Source organism: Kribbella sp. NPDC004138 (genome assembly GCF_053603655.1).
The window spans coordinates 16,996-43,655 of record NZ_JBSGFZ010000045.1 but is presented as its reverse complement, the minus strand read 5'-3'; the positions used below and the strand labels follow the sequence as shown (position 1 = coordinate 43,655).

Annotated in this window: 30 protein-coding genes; 9 read left to right on the top strand and 21 right to left on the bottom strand. The window is 69.4% G+C overall.

All coding sequences use genetic code 11. The features are described 5' to 3' along the window. Positions 1-36: 36 nt before the first annotated feature. The 6 genes from ACWEOO_RS40590 to ACWEOO_RS40565 form a co-directional block, all read right to left on the bottom strand. Positions 37-1,800, bottom strand: a complete 1,764-nt coding sequence (locus tag ACWEOO_RS40590; protein ID WP_452147587.1) for a proline--tRNA ligase — start codon at positions 1,798-1,800, stop codon at positions 37-39. A gap of 88 nt (positions 1,801-1,888) precedes the next feature. Continuing rightward, complete coding sequence (locus ACWEOO_RS40585; RefSeq protein WP_452147586.1) at positions 1,889-2,248, bottom strand: DoxX family protein; 360 nt, start codon at positions 2,246-2,248, stop codon at positions 1,889-1,891. 10 nt (positions 2,249-2,258) lie between these two features. Continuing rightward, on the bottom strand, positions 2,259-3,083 hold the full coding sequence (locus ACWEOO_RS40580) for a GNAT family N-acetyltransferase (protein WP_452147585.1): 825 nt from the start codon (positions 3,081-3,083) through the stop codon (positions 2,259-2,261). A 49-nt stretch (positions 3,084-3,132) separates the two neighbouring features. Further along, on the bottom strand, positions 3,133-4,374 hold the full coding sequence (locus ACWEOO_RS40575) for an MFS transporter (protein WP_452147584.1): 1,242 nt from the start codon (positions 4,372-4,374) through the stop codon (positions 3,133-3,135). Between the two features lie 92 nt (positions 4,375-4,466). Further along, positions 4,467-5,102, bottom strand: a complete 636-nt coding sequence (locus tag ACWEOO_RS40570) for a VOC family protein (protein ID WP_452147583.1) — start codon at positions 5,100-5,102, stop codon at positions 4,467-4,469. Further along, entirely contained in the window at positions 5,099-5,263 is a 165-nt protein-coding gene (locus tag ACWEOO_RS40565; protein ID WP_359933669.1) for a ribbon-helix-helix domain-containing protein, read from the bottom strand. The genes ACWEOO_RS40570 and ACWEOO_RS40565 overlap by 4 nt, the downstream gene beginning before the upstream one ends. 122 nt (positions 5,264-5,385) lie before the next feature. Here ACWEOO_RS40565 and ACWEOO_RS40560 point away from each other — a divergent pair, with 122 nt between their 5' ends. Then, positions 5,386-5,745, top strand: coding sequence for a nuclear transport factor 2 family protein (locus ACWEOO_RS40560; protein ID WP_452147582.1), 360 nt, complete (start codon positions 5,386-5,388; stop codon positions 5,743-5,745). Positions 5,746-5,784: 39 nt separating this feature from the next. Further along, on the top strand, positions 5,785-5,949 hold the full coding sequence (locus ACWEOO_RS40555) for an SRPBCC domain-containing protein (RefSeq protein WP_452147589.1): 165 nt from the start codon (positions 5,785-5,787) through the stop codon (positions 5,947-5,949). A 30-nt stretch (positions 5,950-5,979) separates the two neighbouring features. On the opposite strand, the gene trxA is transcribed toward ACWEOO_RS40555, so the two are convergent. Genes trxA through ACWEOO_RS40520 form a run of 7 tightly spaced genes read right to left on the bottom strand, consistent with a single transcriptional unit; the run spans position 5,980 to position 11,953 of the window. Continuing rightward, complete coding sequence (gene trxA, locus ACWEOO_RS40550) at positions 5,980-6,315, bottom strand: thioredoxin (protein ID WP_359933661.1); 336 nt, start codon at positions 6,313-6,315, stop codon at positions 5,980-5,982. Then, positions 6,312-6,674 carry a MerR family transcriptional regulator gene (locus ACWEOO_RS40545; protein ID WP_359933659.1) on the bottom strand — a complete coding sequence of 121 codons (363 nt, stop codon included), beginning with the start codon at positions 6,672-6,674 and terminating at the stop codon, positions 6,312-6,314. The genes trxA and ACWEOO_RS40545 overlap by 4 nt, the downstream gene beginning before the upstream one ends. 57 nt (positions 6,675-6,731) lie before the next feature. Then, positions 6,732-7,280, bottom strand: a complete 549-nt coding sequence (locus ACWEOO_RS40540) for a nucleosidase (protein WP_359933657.1) — start codon at positions 7,278-7,280, stop codon at positions 6,732-6,734. Between the two features lie 40 nt (positions 7,281-7,320). Continuing rightward, a complete protein-coding gene (ispG, locus tag ACWEOO_RS40535) occupies positions 7,321-8,469 on the bottom strand; it encodes a flavodoxin-dependent (E)-4-hydroxy-3-methylbut-2-enyl-diphosphate synthase (protein ID WP_355690133.1) in 1,149 nt (382 codons plus the stop codon). 6 nt (positions 8,470-8,475) lie between these two features. Next, positions 8,476-9,792, bottom strand: a complete 1,317-nt coding sequence (locus tag ACWEOO_RS40530; RefSeq protein WP_452147581.1) for a M50 family metallopeptidase — start codon at positions 9,790-9,792, stop codon at positions 8,476-8,478. After that, positions 9,789-11,000 carry a 1-deoxy-D-xylulose-5-phosphate reductoisomerase gene (gene dxr / locus ACWEOO_RS40525; RefSeq protein ID WP_359933653.1) on the bottom strand — a complete coding sequence of 404 codons (1,212 nt, stop codon included), beginning with the start codon at positions 10,998-11,000 and terminating at the stop codon, positions 9,789-9,791. Before dxr ends, ACWEOO_RS40530 begins: the two co-directional genes overlap by 4 nt. A gap of 17 nt (positions 11,001-11,017) precedes the next feature. Beyond that, complete coding sequence (locus ACWEOO_RS40520; RefSeq protein WP_452147580.1) at positions 11,018-11,953, bottom strand: FHA domain-containing protein; 936 nt, start codon at positions 11,951-11,953, stop codon at positions 11,018-11,020. Here ACWEOO_RS40520 and ACWEOO_RS40515 point away from each other — a divergent pair. The 5 genes from ACWEOO_RS40515 to ACWEOO_RS40495 all read left to right on the top strand — a co-directional run bounded on the left by ACWEOO_RS40515 (position 11,934) and on the right by ACWEOO_RS40495 (position 15,770). Then, the gene (locus ACWEOO_RS40515; protein WP_452147579.1) at positions 11,934-12,626 is read left to right on the top strand and encodes a type 1 glutamine amidotransferase; all 693 of its coding nucleotides are present in this window, start codon (positions 11,934-11,936) and stop codon (positions 12,624-12,626) included. The genes ACWEOO_RS40520 and ACWEOO_RS40515 overlap by 20 nt on opposite strands. Positions 12,627-12,647: 21 nt before the next feature. After that, positions 12,648-13,223: a DUF1707 SHOCT-like domain-containing protein gene (locus ACWEOO_RS40510; protein WP_359933647.1), complete on the top strand. Its 576-nt coding sequence runs from the start codon at positions 12,648-12,650 to the stop codon at positions 13,221-13,223. A gap of 45 nt (positions 13,224-13,268) precedes the next feature. After that, positions 13,269-14,432 (top strand): acyl-CoA dehydrogenase family protein, encoded by a 1,164-nt coding sequence (locus ACWEOO_RS40505; protein ID WP_452147578.1) that lies wholly within the window; start codon positions 13,269-13,271, stop codon positions 14,430-14,432. Between the two features lie 69 nt (positions 14,433-14,501). Next, on the top strand, positions 14,502-14,792 hold the full coding sequence (locus ACWEOO_RS40500; protein ID WP_359933643.1) for a hypothetical protein: 291 nt from the start codon (positions 14,502-14,504) through the stop codon (positions 14,790-14,792). A gap of 27 nt (positions 14,793-14,819) precedes the next feature. Then, positions 14,820-15,770 carry a neutral zinc metallopeptidase gene (locus ACWEOO_RS40495; protein WP_452147577.1) on the top strand — a complete coding sequence of 317 codons (951 nt, stop codon included), beginning with the start codon at positions 14,820-14,822 and terminating at the stop codon, positions 15,768-15,770. Here the strand turns inward: ACWEOO_RS40495 and ACWEOO_RS40490 are convergent. The 6 genes from ACWEOO_RS40490 to recA form a co-directional block, all read right to left on the bottom strand. Then, positions 15,767-16,261 carry an N-acetyltransferase family protein gene (locus ACWEOO_RS40490; RefSeq protein ID WP_452147576.1) on the bottom strand — a complete coding sequence of 165 codons (495 nt, stop codon included), beginning with the start codon at positions 16,259-16,261 and terminating at the stop codon, positions 15,767-15,769. The genes ACWEOO_RS40495 and ACWEOO_RS40490 overlap by 4 nt on opposite strands. A gap of 11 nt (positions 16,262-16,272) precedes the next feature. Beyond that, positions 16,273-17,913 carry a ribonuclease Y gene (gene rny, locus ACWEOO_RS40485; RefSeq protein WP_452147575.1) on the bottom strand — a complete coding sequence of 547 codons (1,641 nt, stop codon included), beginning with the start codon at positions 17,911-17,913 and terminating at the stop codon, positions 16,273-16,275. A gap of 988 nt (positions 17,914-18,901) precedes the next feature. Continuing rightward, positions 18,902-19,246: an antitoxin gene (locus ACWEOO_RS40480; protein ID WP_359933635.1), complete on the bottom strand. Its 345-nt coding sequence runs from the start codon at positions 19,244-19,246 to the stop codon at positions 18,902-18,904. Between the two features lie 195 nt (positions 19,247-19,441). Further along, positions 19,442-19,834 carry an MmcQ/YjbR family DNA-binding protein gene (locus tag ACWEOO_RS40475; RefSeq protein WP_452147574.1) on the bottom strand — a complete coding sequence of 131 codons (393 nt, stop codon included), beginning with the start codon at positions 19,832-19,834 and terminating at the stop codon, positions 19,442-19,444. 378 nt (positions 19,835-20,212) lie between these two features. Beyond that, a complete protein-coding gene (locus tag ACWEOO_RS40470; RefSeq protein WP_452147573.1) occupies positions 20,213-20,773 on the bottom strand; it encodes a regulatory protein RecX in 561 nt (186 codons plus the stop codon). 1,759 nt (positions 20,774-22,532) lie between these two features. Beyond that, a complete protein-coding gene (gene recA / locus ACWEOO_RS40465) occupies positions 22,533-23,606 on the bottom strand; it encodes a recombinase RecA (protein ID WP_359933627.1) in 1,074 nt (357 codons plus the stop codon). Positions 23,607-23,856: 250 nt separating this feature from the next. Here recA and ACWEOO_RS40460 point away from each other — a divergent pair, with 250 nt between their 5' ends. Together ACWEOO_RS40460 and ACWEOO_RS40455 are read left to right on the top strand one after the other, a co-directional pair. Next, the gene (locus ACWEOO_RS40460) at positions 23,857-24,648 is read left to right on the top strand and encodes a hypothetical protein (RefSeq protein WP_452147572.1); all 792 of its coding nucleotides are present in this window, start codon (positions 23,857-23,859) and stop codon (positions 24,646-24,648) included. A 39-nt stretch (positions 24,649-24,687) separates the two neighbouring features. Then, complete coding sequence (locus ACWEOO_RS40455; protein WP_452147571.1) at positions 24,688-25,248, top strand: GrpB family protein; 561 nt, start codon at positions 24,688-24,690, stop codon at positions 25,246-25,248. A 28-nt stretch (positions 25,249-25,276) separates the two neighbouring features. Here ACWEOO_RS40455 and ACWEOO_RS40450 read toward each other — a convergent pair whose 3' ends face one another. After that, positions 25,277-25,471 (bottom strand): DUF3046 domain-containing protein, encoded by a 195-nt coding sequence (locus tag ACWEOO_RS40450; protein WP_355690102.1) that lies wholly within the window; start codon positions 25,469-25,471, stop codon positions 25,277-25,279. Continuing rightward, on the bottom strand, positions 25,468-26,610 hold the full coding sequence (locus ACWEOO_RS40445) for an LppM family (lipo)protein (protein ID WP_452147570.1): 1,143 nt from the start codon (positions 26,608-26,610) through the stop codon (positions 25,468-25,470). The genes ACWEOO_RS40450 and ACWEOO_RS40445 overlap by 4 nt, the downstream gene beginning before the upstream one ends. Positions 26,611-26,660: the final 50 nt, after the last annotated feature.

Genomic DNA, 26,660 nt, shown 5'->3' with positions numbered 1-26,660 from the left:
GCGCAGCGCGGCGGGTCAGGCGCGGAGCGGGGCGGGTCAGGCGCGGACTGTGGCGACCAGGTGGTCGACGACGTCCGCGACCGGGATGTCGGCGCGGTCGCCGGAGCGGCGGTCCTTGACCTCGATCGTGCCGTCGGCGAGACCCTTGCCGACGACCGCGATGGTCGGGACGCCGATCAGCTCGGCGTCCTTGAACTTCACGCCCGGCGAGACCTTCTCGCGGTCGTCGTAGATGACGCTCAGCCCGCGGGCCTCCAGCTCGGCGGCGATCTCCGCGCCCTTGGCGAAGACCTCGCTGTCCTTGCCGGTGGCAACCAGGTGGACGTCGGCCGGCGCGATCTCCCGCGGCCAGACCAGACCGAGCTCGTCGTGGTTGCCCTCGGCGATCGCGGCGACCGCGCGGGTGACACCCACGCCGTACGACCCCATGGTGACCGTGACGAGCTTGCCGTTCTGGTCGAGGACCTTGAGGTCGAGGGCGTCGGCGTACTTGCGGCCGAGCTGGAAGATGTGCCCCATCTCGATCCCGCGCGCGGTCTCCAGCTCGCCCGAGCCGTCCGGCGCCTGGTCCCCGTCGCGGACCTCGGCGGCCTGGATGGTCCCGTCCGCGGTGAAGTCCCGGCCGTGCACCAGGTTGACGACGTGGAAGCCGGACTTGTCGGCGCCGGTGACCCAGGCCGACCCCTCGGCGATCCGCGGGTCGAGCAGGTAGCGGATGCCGGAGGCGTTCTCCTTGCCGAGCACACCGGGGCCGATGTAGCCCTTCGCGAGCGACGGGTGCTTCTCGAAGTCCGCCTCCTCGAAGGCGACGACCTCGGCCGGCTCCATCTGCGCGCCGAGCCGCTTCTCGTCGATCGCCCGGTCGCCCGGGACGCCGATCGCGAGCGGCTCGCGGCTGCCGTCCGGGTGCACGAGCATGACGAGCACGTTCTTCAGGGTGTCCGCGGCGGTCCACTCGCGGCCGTCGGTGCGCGCGTGCTTGGCGTTCAGCGCGTCGACGAGGGTGTCGATCGTGGGGGTGTCGGGCGTGTCCACGACCTCGGCGGCCGGCACGCCGGACGCGTCGATCGGCGTCGCCTGCGGCACCACGACCGCCTCGACGTTCGCGGCATACCCACCCGGGGAGCGGACGAAGGTGTCCTCGCCGTTCTCCGCGATTGCGAGGAACTCCTCGGACCGCGAGCCGCCCATCGCGCCGGACATCGCCTGCACGATCACATAGTCGAAGCCGAGCCGGTCGAAGATCTTGATGTAGGCGTCGCGGTGCTTCTCGTACGACGCGGCGAGGCCGTCGTCGTCGACGTCGAACGAGTACGAGTCCTTCATCACGAACTCGCGCCCGCGGAGCACGCCGGCCCGCGGCCGCGCCTCGTCGCGGTACTTGTTCTGGATCTGGTAGATCGACAGCGGAAGGTCCTTGTACGACGAGTAGAGGTCCTTCACGACCAGCGTGAACATCTCCTCGTGCGTCGGGCCGAGCAGCATGTCGGCGCCCTTGCGGTCCTTCAGCCGGAAGATGTTCGGCCCGTACTCCGTCCAGCGGCCGGTGGCCTCGTAGGGCTCACGGGGCAGCAGCGCCGGGAAGACCAGCTCCTGGGCGCCGATCGCGTCCATCTCCTCGCGGACGATCCGCTCGACGTTGCGCAGCACCCGCAGGCCGAGCGGCAGCCAGGTGTAGATGCCGGGCGCGGCGCGGCGGATGTATCCGGCGCGGACGAGCAGCTTGTGGCTCGGGACCTCCGCGTCCGCCGGGTCCTCGCGAAGGGTGCGGAGGAACAACGACGACATACGCAAAATCACGGGAGTCTCCAAGCGGGCAAAAGTCGAGTACGGGACATCACAGAGAATATCGGTCCGGTGGTGATGCTCTCACCACGTTATCCACAGGTCACTCGCGGGCAGCTTTCATCGCCCACCGGATCAGCGGCAGCTGCAACGGGAGCCGCGCGTACGCGATCGCCTGAGCGGTCCGGGACCCCTTCGTCCGCAGGTCGGCGGCCATCTGGACGTTCGCCGGGAACACCGCGACCAGCAGCCCCGCGCTCGCCAGCCCGGCCAGTCGCCGGGTCCGCGGGTGCAGCAGCCCGGCCGCGCAGGCCAGCTCCGCCGCCCCGGACACGTACACGAGCTCCTTCTTCCGCGGCAGCACCTTCGGCACGATCTGCTCGAACGGCCCGGGCTTCAGGAAATGCAACGTCCCGAGCACGCCGAACAGCGCGGCCAGACCCTTAGTGCTTCGCGATGGCATGCGTCGGAGCTTAGAACAGGATGGTGGCGAAGGTTTCGATGGTGCGGAACCCGACCCGCTCGTACGCCGCCCGCGCCGGCCGGTTGAACGCGTTGACGTAGAGCGTGACGACCGGGGCGATCTGCCGGGCCAGCTCGACCACCGCGGCCATGCCGGGCGCGGCCAGCCCGCGGCCGCGGTACTCCGGGTCCACCCAGACGCCCTGGATCTGGCACACACCGGTTCCGACCGAGCCGACCTCGGCCTTGAACACGACCCGGCCGTCCTCGATCCGCGCGAACGCCCGCCCGGCCCGGATCAGCTCCGCCACGCGTGAGCGGTAGAACGTCCCGTCCGGCCCGGTCTGCGGCGGTACGCCGACCTCCTCGGTGTACATCGCCACGCACGCCGGGTACAGGATCGGCAGCTCGACCGGCTCCACCGCGCGCACCAGCGGGTCCGGCGCGATCGCCGGCGGCCCGTCGATCACCATGAACGGCTGGTCGTCGCGCACCTCCCGGGCCGGCCCCCAGTGCGGCTCGAGAATGGCCCACAGCTGCTCGACCGAGCGCGCCTGGCCGAGGATCTGGAAGCAGTTCCGGCCGCGCCGCAGCGCGTACGCCGCGAACGCCCGCAGCGCCGCGTCGCCGGCGCCGACCGGCACCATGTTCCCGCCGGCGTGACACAGGGCCTCGAGCGCGCCCTTCTCGACGTACCCCCAGACCTCCGCACCGCGCCGCGGGTCGAGCCCGGACGCCTGCACGAGACTGTCGACGAACACGTTCACCACCGGATCACGGGCGATGACCGCGCGCGCCGCCGCGAGGTCACGAGGACCGAGAACCCGTACTCCCACGCGCAGAACCTAGCGGATCAGCCCCGCGTTCGTATGCAACGGGGCCGGGTCAGGCCACCTGCGGTTCGTGCTCGGCGGCGATCCGGCGCAGCGGCGACGTCCAGGCGAAGACCACGCCGACGCAGCCGAACAGCCCCATCAGCACCATCCCGGTCCGCGCCCCGAACTCGGTGCCGAGCAGCCCGCCGACGACCGAGCCGAGCGTCCACCCGACGCCCCAGGAGAGCATCCGGCCCGCGGTGTTGACCCGGCCGAGCAGGTTCTCCGGCGTCACCTGCTGGCGGTACGACACCGCGTTCACGATCACCAGCACGTACGCCGAACCCCAGACGAGCAACGCCAGCGCGGCCACGATCCAGTGCGGCGACAACGGCGACAGCACGCCCAGCAGCGCCGACACCGGCAGCGCGTACAGCGTGATCGCCGCGGGTGACATCCGCTTGAGCAACTTCGGGAGGCTGAGCGCGGCGATCAGCCCGCCGATCCCCCACGTACCCCAGACCAGACCGAAGCGGAGTCCCGACGTACCGATGTGCAGGACGCGGTCGCACCAGACCACGATCAGCGCCATGAACCCGCCGCCGGCGAAGGACTGGACGCTGCCGACGATCGTCATCGTGCGAACCCCGGCGTGCCGGATCAGATAGCGCAGACCGTCGCCGATGTCGTTCAGGACCACCCGCGGCCGCAACGGCGGACGCCCGTCGCGGGACTCGGAAAGCGCCCGCACGATCCCGCGGACCGCGAACGCGGACGCCGCGAAGCTGAGCGCGTCCAGCGTCAGCAGGCTGGCCGGATCGAGGACGGCGAGCAGCAGACCGGTCAGCGGCGGCACCAGCAGCTCGATCAGGCTCGAGGCGGTCCAGACCGCGGAGTTCGCCTGGGCGACCCGGGCCCGGCCGACGAGCACAGGGAGCGCGCCGAAGTTCGCGCCGTCGAAGAACGTGTGCACGGCCTGGACGGCGAACGCGACGATCAGGACCTGGACGACAGTGAGCGCGCCGAGCAGATGCGCGAGTGGCACCGACCCCACCAGCACCGCGTTCACCGTGTCCGCGGTGACCATCACGCGCCGCCGGTTCCAGCGATCGGCCAGCGCACCCGCGAACAGACCGGTCAGCAGGTACGGCGCCGACTCCAGCGCGGTCACCACGGCGGTCAGAACCGTCGAGCCGCTCAGCCGGTACACCAGCACCGGCAGCGCGATCGCCGTCACCATCGACCCGGTGGTCGACAACGCTCGCGCTGACCAGTACCGCCGAAAGTCCGGGTCGTCCCGCAGCCGAGTCATGCCGGGCATCCTCCATCCTCAGGTGCGGTCGAGGTCAAGGCTCATCCACATCAGTTCGTCCCCGAGGTCGCGGTCGGTCCGGTGTACGGCGATCATCCGTGAACCACCACGAGTTGACCGTCCGGGTCGACGATCTCCAGCCTGTCCTCGGTGCGCGAACCGCCGACCCGCGCGTGTACGTCGTCCAGGTCCTCGGTCGTCACGAGATCGAGCCGAACGTCGAACTCCCCGCCGGCCGGTCCGAACCGGGCGGCCCGCGGCACCCGGAGCGCGTCGAGGAACCGCCGCCACGGCGCCTCGTCCGCACCGGTCAGGTACGGCGTGACCGACCAGCGCTCGTCGGGCCTCGCGGTGTGCAGCTTGTAGCCGTACAGGTCGTCGTTGCGCTCGTCGACCCAGATCACCACGCCTTCCGGACCGCTGACCGACAGCACCCGCCCGTACGCCTCGTCGAACACCGTGGCGTCGACGAACCCGACCTGCTCCAGGCGGTCCTTCAACTCGCCGAGATCGTCGGCCTCGAACGACAGCCTCGTCTGCCCCGGCAGCCCGCCCGTCGAACTCGACGCCGCGTCGTGCAGCGCGACCATCCCGCGACCGGCCAGCATGTCGACCCAGCCGCCGCGTTCGGACTCGATCCGCGACCGCAACCCCAGCGTCTCCAGGAACGTCCGCATCGCCTCCACGTCCGCCGTGAACCGCAACGGCCGGATCACCGTGTTGTTCATCCCCGGGCCTCCCCATGGTTGTCGAGGTACTCCGACAGCGCCTGCTCGACCAGCGCGGACAAACTCGCCCCGTCGTCGATCGCCTTGTGCTTCACCCGCCGCACCAGCGCCGGCGGCAGATACACGTTGAACTGCACCTTCTTGCCCGCGTCGTCCGCCATGGCTATATTGCTAGCATCCTAGGCAGCTACCAGTCAATCGAGGAGTCCCGACGATGAATCTTGGTGGAGGTCTACGCAGGCTAGGACCGGATCTGTCCTAAGTGCGCGGCAGCATGGATGCCATGAGAGAGAAGCTGCTGGAGCTCGAAGACCTGCTGTGGAAGGCGAACCGGGAAGGTGACGGGGACTTCTACGAGAAGTACCTGCTCGACGACGCGGTCGCGGTGACCAAGTTCGGGATCATCGACAAGGCGACCGCGGTGCCGGGGATCCGGATCAACCACAACCCGTTCGTGAAGACCGACCGCAGCGACGAGCAGGTGATCACGGTCGACGACCACACCGCGATCGTCACCTACCACGTCGACGTCACGGCCCTGGTCGACGGCAACGAGGTGCACCTGCCGTCGTACGCGAGCACGGTCTGGACCGACGTCCACGGCGACTGGCGCGTCGCCTTCCACCAGCAGACGGCGCTCTGATGCCGACAGGCCTGACCAAAGACGCCGGCTGGGCGGAGTCTGCGCGCGAACAACCGCGTGCGGTTGACATGGCAGCCGGTGGACTGGTCGCACGACAGCACCGTGCAGGTCACAGTGTCGGCTTCGAGCGGAGGGACCGTAGTGCGGTTTCACCAGGAGCGGCTGGCGTCCGCGGCGGAACGCGAACGCCAGCGAGCTCACTGATCGCGGGTGCTGGCCGCGGTCGCGGCGAGGTTAGACGGCGGCGAGTAGCGCGTCGTCGAGCTCTTTGAGGAGCTTGTGCTTGGGGCGGGCGCCGACGACGGACCAGATCATCTCGCCGCGGTGGAACAGGATCAGGGTCGGCAGCGCCATCACCCGGTAGCGGGCGGAGATCGCCGGGTTCTCGTCGGAGTTCAGCTTCACCACGGTCAGCTGGTCGTTGCGTTCGGCACCGATCTGCGCGAGGACCGGCGCGATCTGGTGGCACGGCGGGCACCACTGCGCCCAGAAGTCCACCAGCACAGGCTTCTCGGACCGCAGCACCTCCTCGTCGAACGTGGCTTCGTCAACACTGCGCAGGTCGCTCATGGCGTTCTCCAGTTCTCGGCGTCGGTCAGGAGGTCGGTCAGCCGGGCCCGCAGATCGGTCAGCTCGGCGATCCGCCGGTCCACCTCCGCGATCCGCGTCCGGTACGCCGTCAGCGACGCCGGGCACACGTCCGCGCGGGCGTTGCCGGCCCGCAGGCACTCGATGAACGGGTACGTCTGCTCCGCGGTCAGCCCGAGGCTCAGCAACGCCTTCACCTCGCGCACCACGACCACGTCGTCCGCGTCGTACGACCGGTACCCGTTGGCCTCCCGCCGCGGCTTGAGCAGACCCTGCGCCTCGTAGTACCGAACCGCCTTGACCGTCACACCGGCCTCGGCCGCCAGATCGCTGATCCGCATCCCGCCTCCTTCACCCCGACGCTAAACCTTGCCCCCAGGGTCAAGGTCAAGCCCAGTTTAGGAGGTGTGCGAGCGGACCCACTCCCCCAGCACCTTGGCGCTGGCGTCGACGAGGGCCGGCCAGTCGAGTGCGGTTTCGTCGGCCGAGTCCGAGACGTGTTTCACGACGCGGACCGGTACGCCGTATGCGCGGCAGGCGTACACGACGCCGTACGCCTCCATGTCGACCAGATGCGCCCGCTCGGCCAGCCTCGCCCGGACGGCGGGGTCTGTCACGAACACGTCGCCGGACGCGAGGACCGTGCCGTCGCCGCCCTCGACCGGTAGCTCCTCCTGGGGGTCGAGGCCGATCGCCCGGATCGCGTCCGCGTTGAGGTCGTGGTTGACGACCGTGCTCGGCAGGTACAGCCCGGACAGCCCGTCGCGCAGCGCACCCGTCGTACCGACGTTCAGTACGACCAGTCCGTCGGTGTCCCGCTCCGCCAGGGCTCGGGCGGTGGCGACCGCCGCCGCGGTCTTGCCGACGCCGGTGGTGACGACCGGCAGGTGTTCCGGGACGTACCGAGCTTCTGCGCGGATCGCACTGACGATCAGGTAACTGGTCACCCGCCGAAGCGTAGTCGGCGGATGACCTGCTCTGCGTCGATCAGCTGACGGTGACGGTGGGCTCGGCGCCCTCCGCGGGCTCCATCTGCTCGGCGATGCGCATCGCCTCTTCGATGAGGGTCTCCACGATCGCCGACTCGGGGACGGTCTTGATGACCTCGCCCTTGACGAAGATCTGGCCCTTGCCGTTGCCGGACGCGACACCGAGGTCGGCCTCGCGGGCCTCGCCCGGGCCGTTCACGACGCAGCCCATGACCGCGACCCGGAGCGGGACCTCCATGCCCTCGAGCCCGGCGGTGACCTGCTCGGCGAGCGTGTACACGTCGACCTGGGCGCGGCCGCAGGACGGGCAGGAGACGATCTCGAGCTTGCGCTCGCGCAGGTTCAGCGACTGCAGGATCTGCAGGCCGACCTTGACCTCCTCGACCGGCGGCGCGGACAGCGAGACGCGGATCGTGTCCCCGATGCCCTTCGACAGCAGCGCGCCGAACGCGACCGACGACTTGATCGTGCCCTGGAACGCCGGGCCGGCCTCGGTGACCCCGAGGTGCAGCGGCCAGTCGCCGCGCTCGGCGAGCATCTCGTACGCCTGCACCATCACGACCGGGTCGTTGTGCTTGACCGAGATCTTGAAGTCGTGGAAGTCGTGCTCCTCGAACAGCGACGCCTCCCAGACGGCCGACTCGACGAGCGCCTCGGGCGTCGCCTTGCCGTACTTCTCCAGCAGCCGCTTGTCCAGCGAGCCCGCGTTCACGCCGATCCGCAGCGACGTCCCGTGGTCCTTCGCGGCCTGCGCGATCTCCTTGACCTGGTCGTCGAACCGGCGGATGTTGCCCGGGTTCACCCGGACCGCCGCGCAGCCGGCCTCGATCGCGGCGAACACGTAGTTGGGCTGGAAGTGGATGTCGGCGATCACCGGGATCTGCGAGTGCTTCGCGATCTCGGGCAGGGCGTCGGCGTCCTCCTGCCGCGGGCAGGCGACCCGGACGATGTCGCAGCCGGCGGCGGTCAGCTCGGCGATCTGCTGCAGCGTCTTGTTGACGTCGTTGGTCGGCGTCGTCGTCATCGACTGCACCGAGACCGGCGCGTCGCCGCCGACGAGCACCTTGCCGACCTTGATCTGGCGGGTCTTGCGACGCGGTGCGAGGGTCGGGGGTGGCAAGGCAGGCATGCCGAGGTTGATGCTCATGTGTCCTTATCCGTTGAACAGCTTGATGGGGTTCACGATGTCGGCGATGACGAGCAGCACGCCCATCACCACGATCGCGCTGGCCGCGACGTACGCGATCGGGAGCAGCTTGGCCACGTCGACGTACCCGGGGTCCGGGCGGCCGAACAGCTTGGCGAAGCCGCGCCGGATGCCTTCCCAGATCGCGCCGATCATGTGACCGCCGTCGAGCGGCAGCAGCGGGATGAAGTTGAACAGGGCAAGGAACAGGTTCAGCGAGGCGAGCAGCATGATCAGGCTCGCGAACTTCGCGCCGACGTCGAGGTTGCTGGAGGCGATCTCGCCCGCGACCCGGCTGGCGCCGACGACGCTCATCGGGCTGTCCTGGTCGCGCTGACCGCCGACGATCGACTTGGCGACGCCGACCAGCTTCTCCGGGAACCGGCCGAGGGCCTGCACCGTGGCGACCGTGTAGGTGCCCATTTGGTCGAACGCGTAGCCGACGCTCTGCCGCTCGAGCCTGTTCTCCGGCGAGACGCCGAGGAAGCCGACCGAGACGTACTTGTCCGACCCTGGCTTGTCCAGCACCTGGTTGACGATCGTGCTGGTCTTCAGGGTCAGCTGCTGGCCGTTGCGCTCGACAACGATCGTGGCGGCCTTGTCGGTGTTCGCCCGGATCAGTGGGGTCAGCTGGTCCCAGCTGTCGATCGCGGTGCCGTTGAACGAGACGATCCGGTCGCCCACCTGGAACCCGGCCTGCTTGGCCGGCGACACCTTGTCCCCGTCCTGGCACTTGCGGTCCGCGGAGGCCTGGTCGGCCGGGATCACGCAGTCGGTGACGGTGGAGATGGTGGTCTGCGGCACCCGGGCGCCGTACAGCGTGAAGAGACCGGTGAACAGCACGGCGGCGATCAGCACGTTGACCAGCGGCCCGGACGCCATCACGATCAGCTTCTTCCACCACACCTTCTGGTAGAACAGCCGGCCGTTGTCCTCGGGCGCGATCGTCTCGTACTCCGCGGACCGGGCGTTCTCGACCATCGACTGGATCGGGCCGGTGTTGGCCTTGCGCACCCGTAGCGGCTGAGCCGGGTCCTGGCCCTTGGCGGGCGGCATCATGCCGATGATCCGGACGAATCCACCGGCCGGGATCGCCTTGATGCCGTACTCGGTCTCGCCGCGCTTGGTGGACCACAGGGTCCGCCCGAAACCGACGAAGAACTGCGTGACCTTCATCCCGAACGCCTTCGCCGGGAGCATGTGGCCCAGCTCGTGCAGCGCCACAGAGAGCAGCACCCCGACAACGAACAGCACGATGCCGAGGGTGGTGAGAAGCACACTCATGCCTGCTGGGTCTCCTGTACGCCGGTGATCTCACGAGCCCGGTTCCGGGCCCACGCGTCCGCCGCGAGCACGTCGTCGACAGACAGTTCCTCATACGAGGGTACGTCGTGTTCGGTCACCACCCGGGACACTGTGTCGACGATCGCCGGGAAGGGCAGCCGGCCGTCCCGGAACGCCTGCACGCAGACCTCGTTCGCGGCGTTGAACACGGCCGGAGCGGTGCCGCCGCGGGTCCCGGCCTCGCGGGCCAGCGCCACCGACGGGAACTCTGCGTGATCGACCGGCTGGAAGGTCCAGGTGCTCGCCTCGGCCCAGCTCCACGGCGGCGACGCGTCCGGTATCCGGTCGGGCCAGCCGAGGGCGAGCGCGATCGGCACCGTCATCGTCGGTACGCCGACCTGCGCGATCGTGGCGCCGTCGGTGAACTCCACCATCGAGTGGATCGCCTGCTGCCGGTGGATCACCACGTCGATCCGGTCCATCGGGATCCCGAACAGCAGGTGCGCCTCGATCAGCTCCAGCCCCTTGTTGACCAGTGTGGCGGAGTTGATCGTGACGACCGGGCCCATCGCGAAGTTCGGGTGGTCGAGGGCCTCCGCGACCGAGACGTTCGCCAGCTCCGCGCGCGGCCGGCCGAGGAACGGGCCGCCGCTCGCGGTCAGCAGCAGCTTGCGGACCTCGTCCGGCGAGCCGCCGCGCAGGCACTGGGCGATCGCGCTGTGCTCGGAGTCGACCGGGACGATCTGCCCGGGTTTGGTCCGCCGGGTGACGATCGGCCCGCCGATCACCAGCGACTCCTTGTTCGCGAGCGCCAGCGTGTTCCCGGCGTCCAGGGCGGCCAGCGTCGCGTGCAGGCCGACCGATCCGGTGATGCCGTTGAGGACCACGTCACACGGCATCGCCGCGAGCTCACTGGACGCGTCCGGCCCGGTGACGATCTTCGGGATCCGGAACTCGCCCTGCGCGTACCCCTTCCGCTGCGCCTCGGCGTAGAACGCGAGCTGCAGGTCCTGCGCGACCGTGGCCTTCGCCACCGCCACGACCTCGACACCGAACTCGAGCGCCTGCTCCGCGAGCAGCGCCACGTTGCCGCCGCCGGCGGACAGCGCGACCACGCGGAAGCGGTCGCGGTTGCGTCCGATCAGCTCGAGCGCCTGGGTACCGATCGAGCCGGTCGAGCCGAGGATGACGACGCTGCGCGGGTTCACGGCGCCATTGTTCCAGGTCAGGACAGCAGGATGCGGAACGGGAGCTCCCCGAGCCGGATCTCGTCGCCGTGGACGACCGGCGCCGTCTCGATCGGTACGCCGTTCACCTGGGTCCCGTTGGTGGAGCCCAGGTCGCGCAGTTCGTAGCTGGACGCGTCGATCCGCAACAGCTCGGCGTGGTGCCGGCTGATCTCCTGCCGGTCCACGATCAGGTCGCAGTCCGGCGCGCGGCCGATCCGGACCAAGTCCAGGAGCGGTACGACGTCACCGTCCTGGCCCACCAGCGCGGGCTGCGGACCGGTCTCCAGCGCCGCTGCGATCTCCGCCACACCGGCGGTCCGGATCGACAGCGACACGATCAGGTCGTCGCCCTTCTCCACGAGCAGGTTGTGCTGAGCGCCGTACCCCTGCAGCAGGTCGCCGTACTCGTCGATGACGACGGCGGAGACGTGGTAGTACCCGGGCGGCAGCTGCGCGTACGCCGCCGCGCCGAGTGTCGTGGTCAGCACGACCGCGTCGTACTCGCGGTGACTGACATCGGTGATGGTGATGAGGACCGGGTTGTTGGCGGCCAGATGCGCCTCGGCGCCGGTGTCGCCCGGGGTGAACTCGACCGTGATCATCGGAGCCGGGCGGATCTCGTCCAGCCCGACCAGGCGACCCACCGCGGGGACGGTGCCCGCCGGGACCGACAGCGGTACGTACTGGCCGTGCGAGCGCACCAGCAGGTCGAGCTGCGGCCGCGCGCATCCGTTGCGGCGCGCAAGCAGGTACGCACTGACCATGCCCTTGCCGAAGATGAACGCCACATCTCCGACCACAGCGCGCACGAATCCACTGACCGGCTCCATCGGCACCCCCAGTGCATCAGTATCCAGGAATCGCCACTCCGGTACGGCGATGCCCGGTGTGCCGCCGCCGTACCGTTGCCGCGTGACTTCTGTACTCATCATCGAGAACGACCGTGACAGTGGACCGGGCCGACTGCTCGACTGGCTCGACGAGCGCGGGATCACCCCGGCCGTCGTCCGGGCGTGGGACGGGGAACCCGTACCCGCGAGCGTGGACGGGCATGCGGCGCTGATCCTGCTCGGCGGCGGGATGCTGCCGGACGAGGACGAACGCTCCCCGTGGCTGCCGGCGGAGCGTGCGCTGCTGCGCGCCGCCCACGGCCGGGTGCCGGTGCTCGGGATCTGTCTGGGGGCGCAGTTGCTCGCCCACACGTTCGGCGGCGAGGTGCAGGGGAAGTACGGGCAGCCGGAGAAGGGTGTGACGTCGCTGACGGTGCTCCCGGCCGCCGAGGACGATGTACTGCTGGCCGCCCTGCCGTCGACGGTGCTGGCGGTCGAGAGCCATCAGGACCAGATCACCCGGCTTCCGGACGACGCGGTGCTGCTGATGTCCAGCGAACGGTGCCCGAACCAGATGCTGCGCATCGGGCAGAGCTGGGGCGTGCAGTTCCATCCGGAGGTGGAGGCAGACCGCGTACGGCGCTGGAACCCCCAGCGGCTGCGGGCCCTCGGGTTCGACCCGGACGCGGTGGTGGCCGACGCGGAGCGCCACGCCGCCGAACTGGACAAGACCTGGTCGGCCGTCGTCGGTCGATTCCTGTCCCTCGTCGGCTGATGCGGCGCTACCTTATGGGACATGAGTCTGGAGCAGCCGCCGCCGAACCACCGGGCATCCGACAACGACCGTGAACGCGCCGCCGCTGTGGTCCAGGAGGCGCACTCCGACGGGCGGCTGGACTTCCAGGAGCTGGACGAGCGACTGACGCAGATCTACTCGGCCAAGACGCAACTCGAGCTCCGCAACGCGACCGCGGACCTGGTGCCGGTCGCCCACGGCAGCTCCCAGGAACTGACGCTCCGGGCACGGCACAGCGCGCAGAAGCGTGAGGGCGCGTGGGTCGTGCCGGAGCGGCTGACCGCGATCGCGGAACACTCGTCGGTGAAACTCGACTTCACCGAGGCGATCGTGCACTGGTCCGACATCCACGTCGACGCACAGGCCATCCACAGCTCGGTCGTGATGGTCATTCCCGAAGGCTGGAGCGTCGACATCGACCAGGTCGAGGCCAACCACAGCAGCGCGAAGAACAAGGCGGTCGCCCCGCGCCCCGGCGGCGTCCGCCTGCACGTCACCGGCAAGGCCCACCACGCCAGCGTCGTCGTCCGCCACCCACGCAAGCGCCACTGGTGGTGGCCCTGGTACCGCAAGTGAGCCGACGCACAGCCCAGCGGGGGTTCGAGCGGCTAGCGTGAGCACATGCCTGCTTCGTTGGACTTGGTGGATGTCGACTCCCTGCTGACCTCGGAGGAGGTCGACGTCCGGGAGACCGCGCGGCGGTTCGCGGACGAGCGGTTGCGGCCTTCGCTGCCGCAGTGGTTCGAGACCGGGTCGATTCCGGCGCGCGATCTGGCCAAGGAGCTCGGGTCACTCGGGTTTCTCGGGATGCACCTGACCGGGTACGGGTGCGCCGGCCTCGGACCGGTCGCGTACGGGCTGGCGTGTCTGGAGATCGAGGCCGCCGACTCGGGGATGCGGTCGCTGGTGTCCGTGCAGGGCTCGCTGGCGATGTACGCGATCTGGAAGTACGGCAGCGACGAGCAGAAGAACGAGTGGCTCCCCCGGATGTCCGCGGGTGCGGCGATCGGCTGCTTCGGGCTGACCGAACCCGACTTCGGCTCGAACCCCGCCGGGATGCGCACGAACGCCCGCCGCGACGGGTCCGACTGGATCCTGAACGGCTCGAAGATGTGGATCACCAACGGCTCGGTCGCCGACGTCGCGGTGGTCTGGGCTCGCACCGACGACGGCGTCCGCGGCTTCGTGGTCCCGACGGCGACGCCCGGCTTCTCCGCGCCGGAGATCAAGCAGAAGATGTCGCTGCGCGCGTCGATCACCTCCGAGCTGGTGCTGGAGGACGTCCGGCTGCCGGAGTCCGCGATGTTGCCGGAGGCACGCGGTCTGTCCGGGCCGCTCGGCTGCCTGAACGAGGCCCGCTTCGGCATCATCTTCGGAGCGATGGGCGCGGCCCGGGACTGCCTGGAGACCGCGGTCGAGTACGCCGGTGAGCGGATCGTGTTCGACAAGCCGCTGACGGCGTACCAGCTGACGCAGGCGAAACTGGCCGACATGGCCGTCGAGCTGAACAAGGGCATCCTGCTCGCCGTCCACCTCGGCCGGCTGAAGGAGAAGGGCACGCTGCGGCCCGAGCAGGTGTCGGTCGGCAAGCTGAACAACGTCCGCGAGGCGATCGCGATCGCCCGCGAGTGCCGCACGATCCTCGCCGCGAACGGGATCAGCGGTGAGTACCCGATCATGCGGCACGCCAACAACTTGGAGTCCGTCCTCACCTACGAGGGCACCTCCGAGGTCCACCAACTGGTGATCGGCCAAGCGCTGACCGGCCAGTCCGCCTTCCGCTGACGCATACCGTTGATTACTTTTGGGCACAGGGAGTGAGATCGGTTACTCCGCGTTCGGAAGGAGCTGTTTATGCGGATCGGGGCCGGAATCGCACTCGTCGTGATCGGCGCCGTCATCGCGTTCGCCGTCCGGGACACGTCCGAGACGTTCAACCTGACAGCGCTCGGCATCATCATCATGCTCGGCGGCGCGGCCGGGATCTGGCTGTCGTACCGCCTCGCCAACCGGCGTCCGCGCGGCGAGCCCGCGGTTATGGATCCGGACGTCGAGCGGCAGTACCGCACCGATCCGCCGCGGCCCGTCGCCGACGACCCGATCGACGTGACGCCGACGCATCTGCGGGATCAGAAGCGCCACTGATCCCCGCGCCCGGCTAGGCTGCGGCCCGTGAATTCGCGGGTGGGGATCGTCGCCGCTGTCGTTGTCGCTGTCGTCGTGGCCGCTGTGGTCGTCGTACGGCAGGCGGGCGGGCGTGACGACGTACCGACGGCAGGTGCGACGCTGGCGGCTCGCACGACACCTACGCCATCTGTTGTTTCGTCGCCCACCCCTTCCTCGCCGACGCCTTCGCCGACAGCGTCCAGTCCGACGCGGACGGCGACCGTGGACTCGACGAAGGCGATGCTGGCGGCGAAGCTGCGGATCGTCGCCCAGAACCCGCTGTATCGCGTCGGCCGGCTCCCCGCCTCGCGCTGCAAGGAGCCCGCGATCCGCCCGACCTCGGTCGGCAACGTGCGCAAGTACTACGCCGCCTACATCGTGTGCCTCGACAAGGTCTGGAAGCCCGTCGTCGAGAAGGCCGGCTTCACCTTCGAGTCGCCCCGGCTGGACATCTTCACCGGCAAGACCCGCACCGCGTGCGACGTGCAGGACTCGGCGGCGTACTGCGGCAACGGCGTGATCTCGATGAACGCGACGTTCGACATCGACAACTACCGCCAGTACAACAAGCTCTGGGCTCGCACGACCATGGCACATCTCGTCGCGCACGAGTACGGCCACCACATCCAGCACCTGGCGGGCATCAGCGACGCCTCCGCGACCCGCACGGCGTACGCGAACGGCGTCGACGCCCCGCTCCTGGAGAGCCGGCGCATCGAACTCCAGGCGTCCTGTCTGAGCGGCGCCTACCTCGGCGCCGACCGAAGCTTCTTCCCGGTCAGCGGATCGTGGCGGGAACGCTGGCTCTGGACCATCAGCCACCGCGGCGATGAGTGGGGCACGCAGCGCGACCACGGCAGCGCCAAGAACCACAGTCGGTGGACCCGTCGCGGCTTCGACGCGGGCTCGCCGGCGGCGTGCAACACGTTCACCGCGTCAGCGGCCAGCCTCGCCTAGAACTTCTTTAGCAAGTACTCGCAAGAATCGCTGTGCGTCTGGACGACAGTCCCGTCCGCCGCCTGCTCGGTCCAGTGGTCCACGACCCGCGGACCTGACCACGGCGCGTACCCGAGGCGCTCGTACAGCGCGCGAGCCCGGTCGTTGTCGAGACCGACCGCAAGACCGATCGCCGACCGGTGCCACTCCCCCGCGGCGATCTCCTCGGCGGCGCGGATGATCGCCGTACCGATGCCCTGCCGCCGCACAAACGCGTGCAGGGCGTTGATCTCGGCCGGTTCCGCGTCGGCGTGAACCTCGTCGTACTTCGACCGCCGCAGCAGCATCGTCTGCCCGACGATCTCGCCGTCGCGCCACGCGATCAGATAGACACCCTCGCCCGACTGTTGGACCTCCCAACGAGCCCTGATGTGGTGCTGCGCGGCCGGCTCGCCGTCCCGCGCGCCGATCATCCGGTCGATGTCGGCCCGCGTCGCGGGCTCGACCACCACGCCGGGATCCACTACTTCGCGACCTCGGTCGCCCGGGACTCGCGAACCACGGTCACGCGGATCTGTCCCGGATAGGTGAGCTCCTCCTCGACCTGCTTCGCGATGTCGCGGGCCATCACCTGCGCCGCGATGTCGTCGACCGCGTCCGGCAGCACCATCACCCGGATCTCGCGGCCGGCCTGCATCGCGAACACCTTCTCCACGCCGTCGTGGTGCATCGCGATCTCCTCGAGCCGCTCGAGCCGCTGCACGTACGCCTCCAGCGACTCCCGGCGCGCGCCCGGCCGCCCGCCGCTCACCGCGTCCGCCGCCTGCGTCAGCACGGCCTCGACGGTCCGCACCTCGACCTCGTTGTGGTGCGCCTCGATGCAGTGCACGACGTCGTCGTTCTCGCCGTACTTGCGGGCCAGCTCCGCACCGACGATCGCGTGACTGCCCTCGGACTCGTGCGTGAGCGCCTTGCCGATGTCGTGCAGGAACGCGCCGCGCTTGCACAGCTTCGGATCCAGCCCGAGCTCGGCCGCCATCATCCCGGCGATGTGCGCCGACTCGACCAGATGCTTCAGCACGTTCTGCCCGTACGACGTCCGGTACCGCAGCAGGCCCATCGTCCGGATCAGCTCCGGGTGCAGATCGGTGATCCCGACATCGGCCATCGCGTCCTCGGCCGCCCGCTCACACAGCTCGGCGACCTCGCCCTTGCTGCGCTCGTAGATCTCCTCGATCCGGCTCGGGTGGATCCGGCCGTCCAGCACCAGCGAGTCCAGGGTCAGCCGCGCCGTCTCCCGCCGTACCGGGTCGAAGCAGGACAGCAGCACCGCTTCCGGGGTGTCGTCGATGATCAGGTTCACACCGGTGGTCTGCTCGAACGACCGGATGTTGCGGCCCTCGCGGCCGATGATCCGGCCCTTCATGTCGTCGCTCGGCAGATGGACGACCGACACGACTGACTCGCTGGTCTGCTCCGAAGCCAGCCGCTGCACCGCGCCGGTGATGATCTTGCGCGCCTTCGTCTCACCCTCGTCGAGCGCCTGCCGCTCGATCTCACGGACGATGCCGTGCGCGTGCCGCTTCGCCTCGTCCTCGATCGCCGCGACCAGCTCCGCCTTCGCCTGCTCGGCGGTCAGGTTCGCGACGCCTTCGAGGATCCGGCGGCGCTCGTCCTCGAGGTCCTTGATCTCCTGCTTGCGCTGCTCGAGTGCGGCCAGCTGCGTGGTCAGCTCGGTCTGGCGCTCCTCGATGCCGCGGTGCTGCTCGTCGAGCCGCTCCTCGCGTTCGGTCAGGCGGTGCTCGCGGCGCTCCATCTCCAGCCGCTGCTCGCGCAGGTCGTCGCGGATCGACTGCGCCTCCCCCTCGGCCTCCCGGCGTACGTCGGACGCCCGCTGCTCCGCGTCCCGCCGTACCTCCGACGCCCGGTCCTCCGCGGCCCGGCGGATCTCCTCGGCGCGCTGCTCGGCCGCCTCGGCCCGCGTCCGCAGTACGGCGGCGTCCTCCTCGGCCTGGCGGCGGACCAGGTCCGCCTCCTCGCGCTGGGTGATCTCCTGCCGTGCGGTGTCGACGGCCTTCCGGCGAGAGAGGGTCAGGCCGATCCAGGCCAGCAGTCCTGCGATCAGCAATCCGATCAGGGCCAGGCCAACCGACATCGCGGTCATCGGCGTCTCCCCTCTCCTTCGAGTCCCACGCGGGACTGTGGCCATCGGTCGAAGGGATCAGCCACTCGGCCGCCCGGCCGTTCGGTAAGGCGTCACCGGGGTACGGCGGTGCCGGCGCCACCTCGGCTGAGGCGGTACCGGTGCTGCCCTGTCCGGCCGTGCCGACGGTGAAGCCGCTGTTCGTCTACCGCTCAGCGTGGCTGCTGCCCAGCGTGCCCGCGGACCCCCGTCCGCCGACGACGCAGCGACTGCCTGCGCAGCCGTCCAGCGTTCGCCTGCTCACCGTGCGTCGCCGTACGACACCTCGGAGACCACGATGACTCCGCCCGCATCCCGTTCCGGCCTTGCGCGCGGTGCCGCCTATTCCGACGGCGATGCACAACGCCGTCGTCCTTCCTTCAGCTCGGTCGAGCGTGGTTGCGTTTTCGCGGCCGATCGGCACCTTTCACCAGCCGGCCGTTCTTATACCCGCCACCGATCCGGTGGTTTCATCCCTTCCTGATGCCGAGGCTAGGCGCGCCCCCCACGCCGGTCAAGGCGGACACTCACAACCCCCCACCCCGATCCCACCCAGACCACTCCCCACCGTGGTCTACCCCCACCACCACTTAACCGGGCAAGCCCCAACCACACCCCCACCACCGCCGCGACCGCACTCCCACCCGCCTCCGCGGCTGCACACTCGCCGCGGTCAACCGGCCGCCTCCGCCTCGGTCCCCAAGGCTCCCGGCTGCCGCTCCTTCACACCCCCAGCTACCGGCTCTCTACCGTAGCCACAGGCGTTCAGCCTCTTCGCGGCCGCAGGCCCGCCACCAGCACGGCGACGAGCCTCACTGCCACCGCCCCAACGCTCACCTTGGTGGCCGAGCGGCCTCACGCCTACCGACCAACGGGCGCGGGCCTACCACCTGCGCACCCCGGGTCCCGCCGCTCGAGTTGCGGCAGGCCGTGTCCCGTGCCGCCGTGAGGCCCGCCGCCGGCGCCTCAGCTAGCTGTTCGTCCTGCCGTCCGACGTCTCCGACTGAGCCGTGCCCGCCGATGATCCGGCCGACGTGCCGGGAGTGGATCCGGGCGCCGTCTCACCGGACTGCGACGCGGGCTGAGATGTCTCGGCCGGCTCCGCCCCCGCCTGGCCTGGCGCTTCCCCTGCGTTTTGCTTGTCGACGAAGCTCCCGACCTTCTCCTGCGCCGAATCGACCTTGTCCGCGTACTTCCCGCCGGTCTGCTTGTCGATCAGATCGCCGGCTTTCTCGACTCCGGCTTTGATCTTGTCCGGGTTCTGCTTGACGACATTCCGGAGCCAGTTCTTCGCCTGTTCCTGGAAATCGTTCATTGCACCCTCCGCGGTGTCTGGGGCGGATCGACGGAAAATCCCAGCCTACGGACCGGCCCAAGTACCAGCCCTACTTCGGATAACACACCGTCACGCCGCACCCGTCAACGCCCCTCGCCGCAGCCCACCCCCGGAACGCCGTCACCCTGCGTGACAACAGGCTCGCTCGACACCCCCACAACAGCCGTACACCGTCTACCGTCCGTCGAGATGAGCCTTGGCAACCTCGGCCGGCGCGTGCACCAACCACGCGTCGAGCAACGCCTCCTCGAGTACCGCTTCAGACACCCGATCCAGCTGCACCAGCACAGCGGCGTACCCATTGAAATGCGGAATCGTGAAGAACCCGTCCTTCGCCCGCGCCGCGAGCACAGCTTCCTTCTCCGCGAGATCCTCGACCACCAACGCAAGAATCGGGCCGTCCGGCGGCGTCTCGTCCCCGAACCGTTTCACATCCGCCTTGCTGAACGGCCGCTCCCACGCGTACGCCTTCCCGCCGACCTTCCACGTCCGCATCCCATGCCGAGTGGCCTCCTCGGTCTCCGGCAACCCCGAGACCAACCGCTCCACATCACCCAGGCTCGTCATACCGCCCGACGCTACTCCCGCCCGGCGCCACTCCCTGCCCACAACCACGGCCCCACACACCGGTTGAACCCAGCCCGCACGTAGAACTCGGCAGCCTCCTCATCGACCGCCGACACAAACACAACTTCCGCCCCCGCCGGCCGCCAGCACCCTGGGCTCGGCCGCGTCACGAACGCCCGGCTGAAGAGCGTCGAGGTGAGGCTCCGGCTACAGCGCGACCCGGGGAGCGTCACCTGGTGGGCCTTCTCGCTCGACCGGTACAAGGATTCGATGGACATACCGGCGACTTGCGTACGGAGGCTCTGCCCCCCAGCACCCTCGCCTGGCGAGAATCTTTCTCCGTGACGAGTTGGGCTGGTGGTGGTGTGGCGCGAAGAATTACTCGGGCTCCAGGCCGGAGGAATCGAGGAGTGGGAACTCGTCGTGGCCGGCGTCGAGTTCCTGTTTGACGATGCTCATCGCGAGACCGCCCGAGTATCCCTTGCGCGCGAGCATGCCGACCAGCCGTCGCATCGCCACCTGCCGATCCAGCGAACGCATCGACCGCATCTTCCGCCGTACCAGCTCGCGAGCCGTCTGCTCTTCCTGCTGAGGATCCAGCTCCTCGAGCGCATCCCGCGCCAGCTGGTCGTCCACTCCGCGTCGCCGCAGCTCCTGCGCCAGTGCTCGCTTCCCCAGTCCGCGACCGCGATGCCGCGACTCCACCCACGCGTTCGCGAACGCGGCGTCGTCGATCAACCCGACCTCGGTGAACCGATCCAGCACCTCGTCGGCCACCTCGTCCGGTATCTCCCGCTCAGCAAGCACGTCGGCCAACTCAGCCCGCGTACGCGGCTGCCCCGTCAGCTTGTCCAGCAGAATCGTCCGCGCCACCGAGTACGGATCGCCTGCCTCCCCATCAAGCTGCGGATCCCCCGTCCCCTCAGGCTCATCCCCCACGGGCCGCTTCCCGCGCCGCCCAAATCCACCACCAACCCGGCGCCGCGCCAATCCCCGCCGCTCCCCGGCCGCCGCCCCACGAGGCCCCGCAGTCGGCGCTTCACGAGGCGCGACAGCCGACGCCTCGCCAGGCGCTGCGTCGGACGTCTCACGAGGCGCTGCACTGTGTGTCTCACGAGACGCCGCTGACGGCGCCTGGCGACCCGACTCCGTCGACGTCCCCATGGATCCTTCGGCACCCGAGCCGCCAGACGCCGCACCGGCCGCGCTGCGGTGAGACCCACGAGGCGCCACAGCCGACTCCTCACGAGACGCTGCGTCGCGCGTCTCACGAGACGCTGCGTCGCGCGTCTCACGGGACGCTGCGGTGTGCTTCTCGCGGGACGCCGTTGTCGAGGTCTGGCGACGCGGCTCTGTCGACGTTCCCCTGGATGCGTTGGTGCCCGCGTCGCCAGACGTCGCACCGGTCGCGCTGGGGCGAGACTCTTGTGCCCGGTCTGCTGAGGCGGCACCGGCAGAGGAACCCGACGACTCGCTAACAGATGCATCAGCCGCATCCGCCCACGGATCATCCGCCGGCCTCGAGCCTCGCCCAGCACCTTCAGCGGCCGTGCCCGCCCTTGGCCGCCGCTCGGCCGAAGGTGCGCCTGCAGGATCCGCCCACAGCCCGTCGCCAGGTCCGTCGGCAGATCCGTCGCCAGATCGATCGGCAGAGTGTCGAGTGACATCTTCGGCGAGTGCACCGACTGGCCGCCGTGCGTCGTCGGAAGCGTCGGCTAGATCTGCCCACAGGTCTTCGGCTGAGTTGCGCCGGTCACCTTCAGTGGGTGCGCTGTTCGGCTGTGACGAGCGGTCGTCTGCGAGTGGTGGCTTTGAGCGCCGCTTAGTGGTGGGTGCGTCCGTCGTCCTTGGGGGCCGCTCGAGCTTTGGTGCTGCGGCGGGCTCTGGTTGTTCATTGGCGGAGGCGGGCGCAGCGTTGTTGGCGGGGTCTCCCCATGGGTCGAAGGCGGCCGGTTTCCCGAGGGTGTCGCGCGAGGCGGGAGTAGATGAATCGCGCCGGATCGCGGGTGCTACTGAGCTGTTGGGCCAGGACTGGGAGTCGCGGCGTGGCGCGGGGATGTCGTCGGCGAAGGCTTGGGCTTCGGCTTGGCGGGCGGCTGCCTGGGCCTCGAACGTCTGGGCTGGACGCTCGTCCTCGTCGCCCCACGGGTCGGTTGGATTCGCAGCGGCAGGCCGCGACGGCGTACCGCGTCGGGCTGTTGTTGGAGCCTGCGGCTCGGCATCCGGCCGTGCGGAGGTCTGGCGAGAACCTCGTCTGCTTGAGCCGCTCGACGGCTCGTCCCAGGGGTCGACCGTGCCGACAGTTCGCCTGATGGAGCTGGTGCGTCGGCCGGTGCTCCGCTCTGTCTCCCCGCTGTCGAGGAAGTCGTCGGAGTCGTCCCATGCGTTGACAGGCTTCGCGCCACGACCTCGCGTACGACGTGTTCCTCGCCCCGCGCCGGCGGACGAAGTGTCGCCTTCATCAGCTGCAACATCGCCGCCACGCTCCGCGGACACCCGGCGAGCCGACGCTCGCTGGTACGACGGGCGCTCGGTGGAGGCCGCTGTGTCCGTGGAGTTCGCAGCCCCGGTCACGCCCTCGGCCAGAAGCTTGCGGGCCAGGGCGAGGCGTTCGTCGTGGGGTAGAGACAGCGCCGCGGGGGCAGCGTCGTCGGCAGCCGGTGGCTGCCGGGGGACGCTGCCGCCCGCGGAGGGGCGATCAGAAGTCGACATCAACCTCGGCCTTGGCGGCCTCGTCGGCCGGGGCGTCGAGCGTCGGGCCGATGCCCATCTTCTCCTTGATCTTCTTCTCCAGCTCGTTGGCCAGATCGGGGTTGTCACGCAGGAAGTTCCGTGCGTTCTCCCGGCCCTGGCCGAGCTGGTCGCTCTCATACGTGAACCAGGCGCCGGCCTTGCGGACGAAGCCCTGCTCCACACCGAGGTCGAGCAGGCTGCCCTCGCGGCTGATGCCCTGACCGTAGATGATGTCGAACTCGGCCTGCTTGAACGGCGGGGCCACCTTGTTCTTCACGACCTTGACGCGGGTCCGGTTACCGACCACGTCCGTGCCGTCCTTGAGCGACTCGATCCGGCGCACGTCCAGCCGCACCGACGCGTAGAACTTCAGCGCGCGACCACCGGTCGTGGTCTCCGGCGAACCGAACATGACGCCGATCTTCTCGCGCAGCTGGTTGATGAAGATCGCCGTCGTCCCGGTGCCGTTGACCGCACCGGTCATCTTCCGCAGCGCCTGGCTCATCAGCCGGGCCTGCAGACCGACGTGGCTGTCGCCCATCTCGCCCTCGATCTCGGCGCGGGGCACCAGCGCGGCCACCGAGTCGATCACGACGATGTCGATCGCGCCGGAGCGGACCAGCATGTCGGCGATCTCCAGCGCCTGCTCACCGGAGTCGGGCTGCGAGACCAGCAGCGCGTCGGTGTCGACGCCGAGCTTCCGCGCATACTCCGGGTCGAGGGCGTGCTCGGCGTCGATGAAGGCCGCGATCCCACCGGCCCGCTGGGCGTTCGCGACCGCGTGCAGGGCGACCGTGGTCTTACCGGAGGATTCCGGACCATAGATCTCTACCACCCGGCCGCGCGGCAGACCGCCGATCCCGAGCGCGATGTCGAGCGCGATCGAGCCGGTCGGGATGATCTCGATCGGTGCCTTGCCCTGCTCACCCAGGCGCATCACCGCACCCTTGCCGCACTGCCGCTCGATCTGCGTCAGCGCGGTCGCAAGCGCCTTCTCGCGATCGGCCGCCGCGCGCTCCGCACTCGCTGCACCCGCCATGTGACTGCCACCTGACCCATCTGATAATCGGGGCCGCCGGCCGGCCGCCCGAAGGAACTTCGTTGTCGCCAGAGAAGGTATTCGCCGCCACGGACAGTTTTCGCAGCCACTTCGAATCTGTGGACAACTCGGCCGTCCCGGCCACCTTCCGAGCACCAAAGTATCCCGAACACGTGTTCGAATCACAACTGACACGCCGAAGCTTGTCCGGGCAACCATCCTGACCCGGCCGATCCCTACTCTTGCGGGCGTGACAGACCGTCCCGACGTACCCGATTCCGCCGTGGTCCTCGCAATCAGCCGGGTGGAGTTCGGGATCGACATCGTGCTCGACGCGCTCCGCTCGCAGGACCCGTTCGGTATCCGCAGCTTCCTGACCGACTACTCCGACCAGGAGAAGCCCAACCTGGCCGAGAAGGGGCTGATCCTCGCGATCGACCGGCTGCTGCAGATGAAGGTGCCCGGCCACGACGAGTGGCCGACGCTCCCGCTGGCCGAGCGCTGCGACTGGTGGGTCGAGCGGCTGGGCGGATTCGCCGCGGTCGTCGCCGGACTCCCCCGGCTCAGCGGCGCGGCGGCGGACCGGCTGCCCATGAAGGACACCCTCGGCGCGGCGGTGCAGGCGATGGTGATCGGCGCGGTCTGCCGCGAGTACGGCGTGGAGGCGCACGCCGACCGGACGTCGATCATCATCCGGGTCCTCACCGACCGCCCGATCACGCCTGACGAGGTCCTCAAGTACGACGACCCGGAGGTCGCCGGCAAGGACGTCACGGAGCAACTGGGCCTCGACGAGGTGTCGAAGGACATGGGGCTGCGCAAGGGCGTGCGGCTGGTCTGGCGGCTCAGCAAGCTGTTCGGCGGGCTCAGCGAGGTGTTCGAGGAGCGTCCCCGCGGCAGCCTGGGCGCCCGGTTCGTCGGGAAGCTTCCCGGCGTCGGCGTGGTCGGCGGCTTCTTCGACGAGCGCAAGGGCATCAAGAAGGCGGCGTACGAGGCCGCGGACCTGCTCATCGCCAGCGGGTTCCGGGTCAAACCTCTCTGAAGCTGTCCCACGCCCGGGCCGGCTTGGGATGATCTGCGCATGAACGAGATCGTCATCGTGCAGCCGGACGAGACGTGGCCCGCGCAGTACGAGAAGACCGCACACGCGATCCGTGGACAGCTCGGCGAACTGGTCCAGCGGATCGATCACATCGGCTCGACCTCGGTCCCCGGGTTGCCGGCCAAGGACATCCTCGACATCCAGGTGACGGTGGCCACCGAACCCGAACTGGACGACGTCGCCGAGCGGATGGTCGCGGCGGACTGGGAACTCCGCCCGCCACGACGCGACCATCCAGTGCCGGGGCTGCCCGCGGACGACATCCACTGGGTGAAGCGGGTGCTGGTCGAGCCCATGTACCGGCGTCGGGTGAACCTGCACATCCGGGTCGCCGGCCGGGCCAACCAGCGGTACGCGCTGCTGTTCCGCGACTATCTGCGCAATCATCCGGAGACGGCACGCGCGTACGCCGTCTTCAAGCAGCACGCCGCCGCGCTCCGACTCGAGATCGGCGACTACGCCGACCTGAAGGACCCGGTCTGCGATCTCATCTATCTACCGGCCGAGGAATGGGCCGCCCGCACCGGATGGACCAGCTAGCGGGCGGCTCGAGTCGTTGCTCTGAGCATCAGCGCTCACTGGGCGGAAGGTTGAGGTGCGCCCACACGGCTCGCCACACCACCTTGGCGGCCTCACCGTCGGCCAGGGCCTCGACGACCGTGCGGCCGTCGAGCTCCTGAACCACCTGGGTCTCTGCCCAGGTCCGTGCATACGCGGGCCCGAGATGGTGATCCATCCGTGCCCAGAATTCCGTCAGTCTCATGCCTGCCCGTCGTTGTCCTTCGGGGGCTGACTCCACCCGCCCTGTTGCGGCGGCTGCTGGCCGTAGGGCGAACCCTGCTGCGGTTGACCAGGCTGCTGACCCTGTCCAGGCTGCTGACCCCAACCACCGGGAGCCTGCTGCTGCGGCGGCTGCGAGCCCCACTGTCCCTGCCCCTGCTGAGGCTGCCCAGGGTACTGCTGCGGACCAGGCTGCCCCGGCTGCTGACCGCCGTACGGCGGCTGGCCCTGACCGGGCTGTCCCTGACCGGGCTGCCCCTGCTGCGGCTGGCCCGGGTACTGGCCCGGCTGCCCGCCGTACTGACCTGGCTGGCCCGGCTGTCCGCCGTACTGACCGGGCTGACCCGGGTACTGCTGTCCGGGCTGGCCGTACTGCTGCTGGCCGTATCCGGGCTGCCCCGGGTACTGCCCCTGGCCGCCGTACGGACCCGGCTGGCCCGGGTACTGCCCAGGGAACTGCTGGCCGTAGCCCTGCGGGCCCTTCGCCTTCCGGCTGCGCAGCATGAAGAAGACAACCGCGGCGATCGCGAGCACCACGAGCACGATGATCAGGATCAGCGCCCACATCGGGAACCCGCCGCCGGCCTCGGAGGTCAGAGAGATCTTCCCCAGCTTGTCGATGCTGTCGTAGGTCGCCGTCCGGCCGCTGACGTTCGCACCGCTGTCGTGCTCGAGGATCTTGCCCGGCATGGTGATCTTGAAGTTCACGTCCGGCTGGCTGCCACCGGACGGCAGGTTGCTGCCCAGGTTACTGGCCTTGACCGTCACCGTGACCTTGTCGCCGTCCTTGGTGAAACTGACGCCGTCACCGCTCGAGCTGCCCATCTTGTCGAACGGCACGTTCTTGAAGGAGCAATCCGAGCCGACGTACTTGTCATCCTCGTACGACTTGCACTCGACGCCTTCGGTGGCGCCCGACTTGATGCTGCTCTCGATCTGCTGCCGGACCTTGTCGAGGGACTGGCCGCTGGACTGCAGCAGCTGCTTGTCCACCCCGATCTTCATGGTCCCCGAGACCGTCTCGTTCGACCCGACCTTCAGGTCGGCGTCGAGCTTGACGCACCCGGTCAGCCCGACCAGGCAGGCCACGACGACGAGGGCTGCACGTACGCGGTTCATCATGCCGTCGATCATTCCAGACGAAGGGGACAAGCTGTGCATCGGACGGAAAG

What these genes read in the sequence shown, in the direction of transcription:
- rny (WP_452147575.1), bottom strand. Translation starts at nt 17,913, where the DNA reads ATGACCGCGATGTCGGTTGGCCTGGCCCTGATCGGATTGCTGATCGCA.
- ACWEOO_RS40480 (WP_359933635.1), bottom strand. Translation starts at nt 19,246, where the DNA reads ATGAACGATTTCCAGGAACAGGCGAAGAACTGGCTCCGGAATGTCGTC.
- ACWEOO_RS40450 (WP_355690102.1), bottom strand. Translation starts at nt 25,471, where the DNA reads ATGAGACTGACGGAATTCTGGGCACGGATGGATCACCATCTCGGGCCC.
- ACWEOO_RS40560 (WP_452147582.1), top strand. Translation starts at nt 5,386, where the DNA reads ATGAGAGAGAAGCTGCTGGAGCTCGAAGACCTGCTGTGGAAGGCGAAC.
- ACWEOO_RS40585 (WP_452147586.1), bottom strand. Translation starts at nt 2,248, where the DNA reads ATGCCATCGCGAAGCACTAAGGGTCTGGCCGCGCTGTTCGGCGTGCTC.
- ACWEOO_RS40445 (WP_452147570.1), bottom strand. Translation starts at nt 26,610, where the DNA reads ATGATGAACCGCGTACGTGCAGCCCTCGTCGTCGTGGCCTGCCTGGTC.
- ACWEOO_RS40455 (WP_452147571.1), top strand. Translation starts at nt 24,688, where the DNA reads ATGAACGAGATCGTCATCGTGCAGCCGGACGAGACGTGGCCCGCGCAG.
- ACWEOO_RS40510 (WP_359933647.1), top strand. Translation starts at nt 12,648, where the DNA reads ATGAGTCTGGAGCAGCCGCCGCCGAACCACCGGGCATCCGACAACGAC.
- trxA (WP_359933661.1), bottom strand. Translation starts at nt 6,315, where the DNA reads ATGAGCGACCTGCGCAGTGTTGACGAAGCCACGTTCGACGAGGAGGTG.
- ACWEOO_RS40500 (WP_359933643.1), top strand. Translation starts at nt 14,502, where the DNA reads ATGCGGATCGGGGCCGGAATCGCACTCGTCGTGATCGGCGCCGTCATC.
- ACWEOO_RS40505 (WP_452147578.1), top strand. Translation starts at nt 13,269, where the DNA reads ATGCCTGCTTCGTTGGACTTGGTGGATGTCGACTCCCTGCTGACCTCG.
- ACWEOO_RS40575 (WP_452147584.1), bottom strand. Translation starts at nt 4,374, where the DNA reads ATGACTCGGCTGCGGGACGACCCGGACTTTCGGCGGTACTGGTCAGCG.
- ACWEOO_RS40545 (WP_359933659.1), bottom strand. Translation starts at nt 6,674, where the DNA reads ATGCGGATCAGCGATCTGGCGGCCGAGGCCGGTGTGACGGTCAAGGCG.
- ACWEOO_RS40530 (WP_452147581.1), bottom strand. Translation starts at nt 9,792, where the DNA reads ATGAGTGTGCTTCTCACCACCCTCGGCATCGTGCTGTTCGTTGTCGGG.
- ACWEOO_RS40520 (WP_452147580.1), bottom strand. Translation starts at nt 11,953, where the DNA reads ATGATGAGTACAGAAGTCACGCGGCAACGGTACGGCGGCGGCACACCG.
- ACWEOO_RS40565 (WP_359933669.1), bottom strand. Translation starts at nt 5,263, where the DNA reads ATGGCGGACGACGCGGGCAAGAAGGTGCAGTTCAACGTGTATCTGCCG.
- ACWEOO_RS40570 (WP_452147583.1), bottom strand. Translation starts at nt 5,102, where the DNA reads ATGAACAACACGGTGATCCGGCCGTTGCGGTTCACGGCGGACGTGGAG.
- recA (WP_359933627.1), bottom strand. Translation starts at nt 23,606, where the DNA reads ATGGCGGGTGCAGCGAGTGCGGAGCGCGCGGCGGCCGATCGCGAGAAG.
- ispG (WP_355690133.1), bottom strand. Translation starts at nt 8,469, where the DNA reads ATGAGCATCAACCTCGGCATGCCTGCCTTGCCACCCCCGACCCTCGCA.
- ACWEOO_RS40475 (WP_452147574.1), bottom strand. Translation starts at nt 19,834, where the DNA reads ATGACGAGCCTGGGTGATGTGGAGCGGTTGGTCTCGGGGTTGCCGGAG.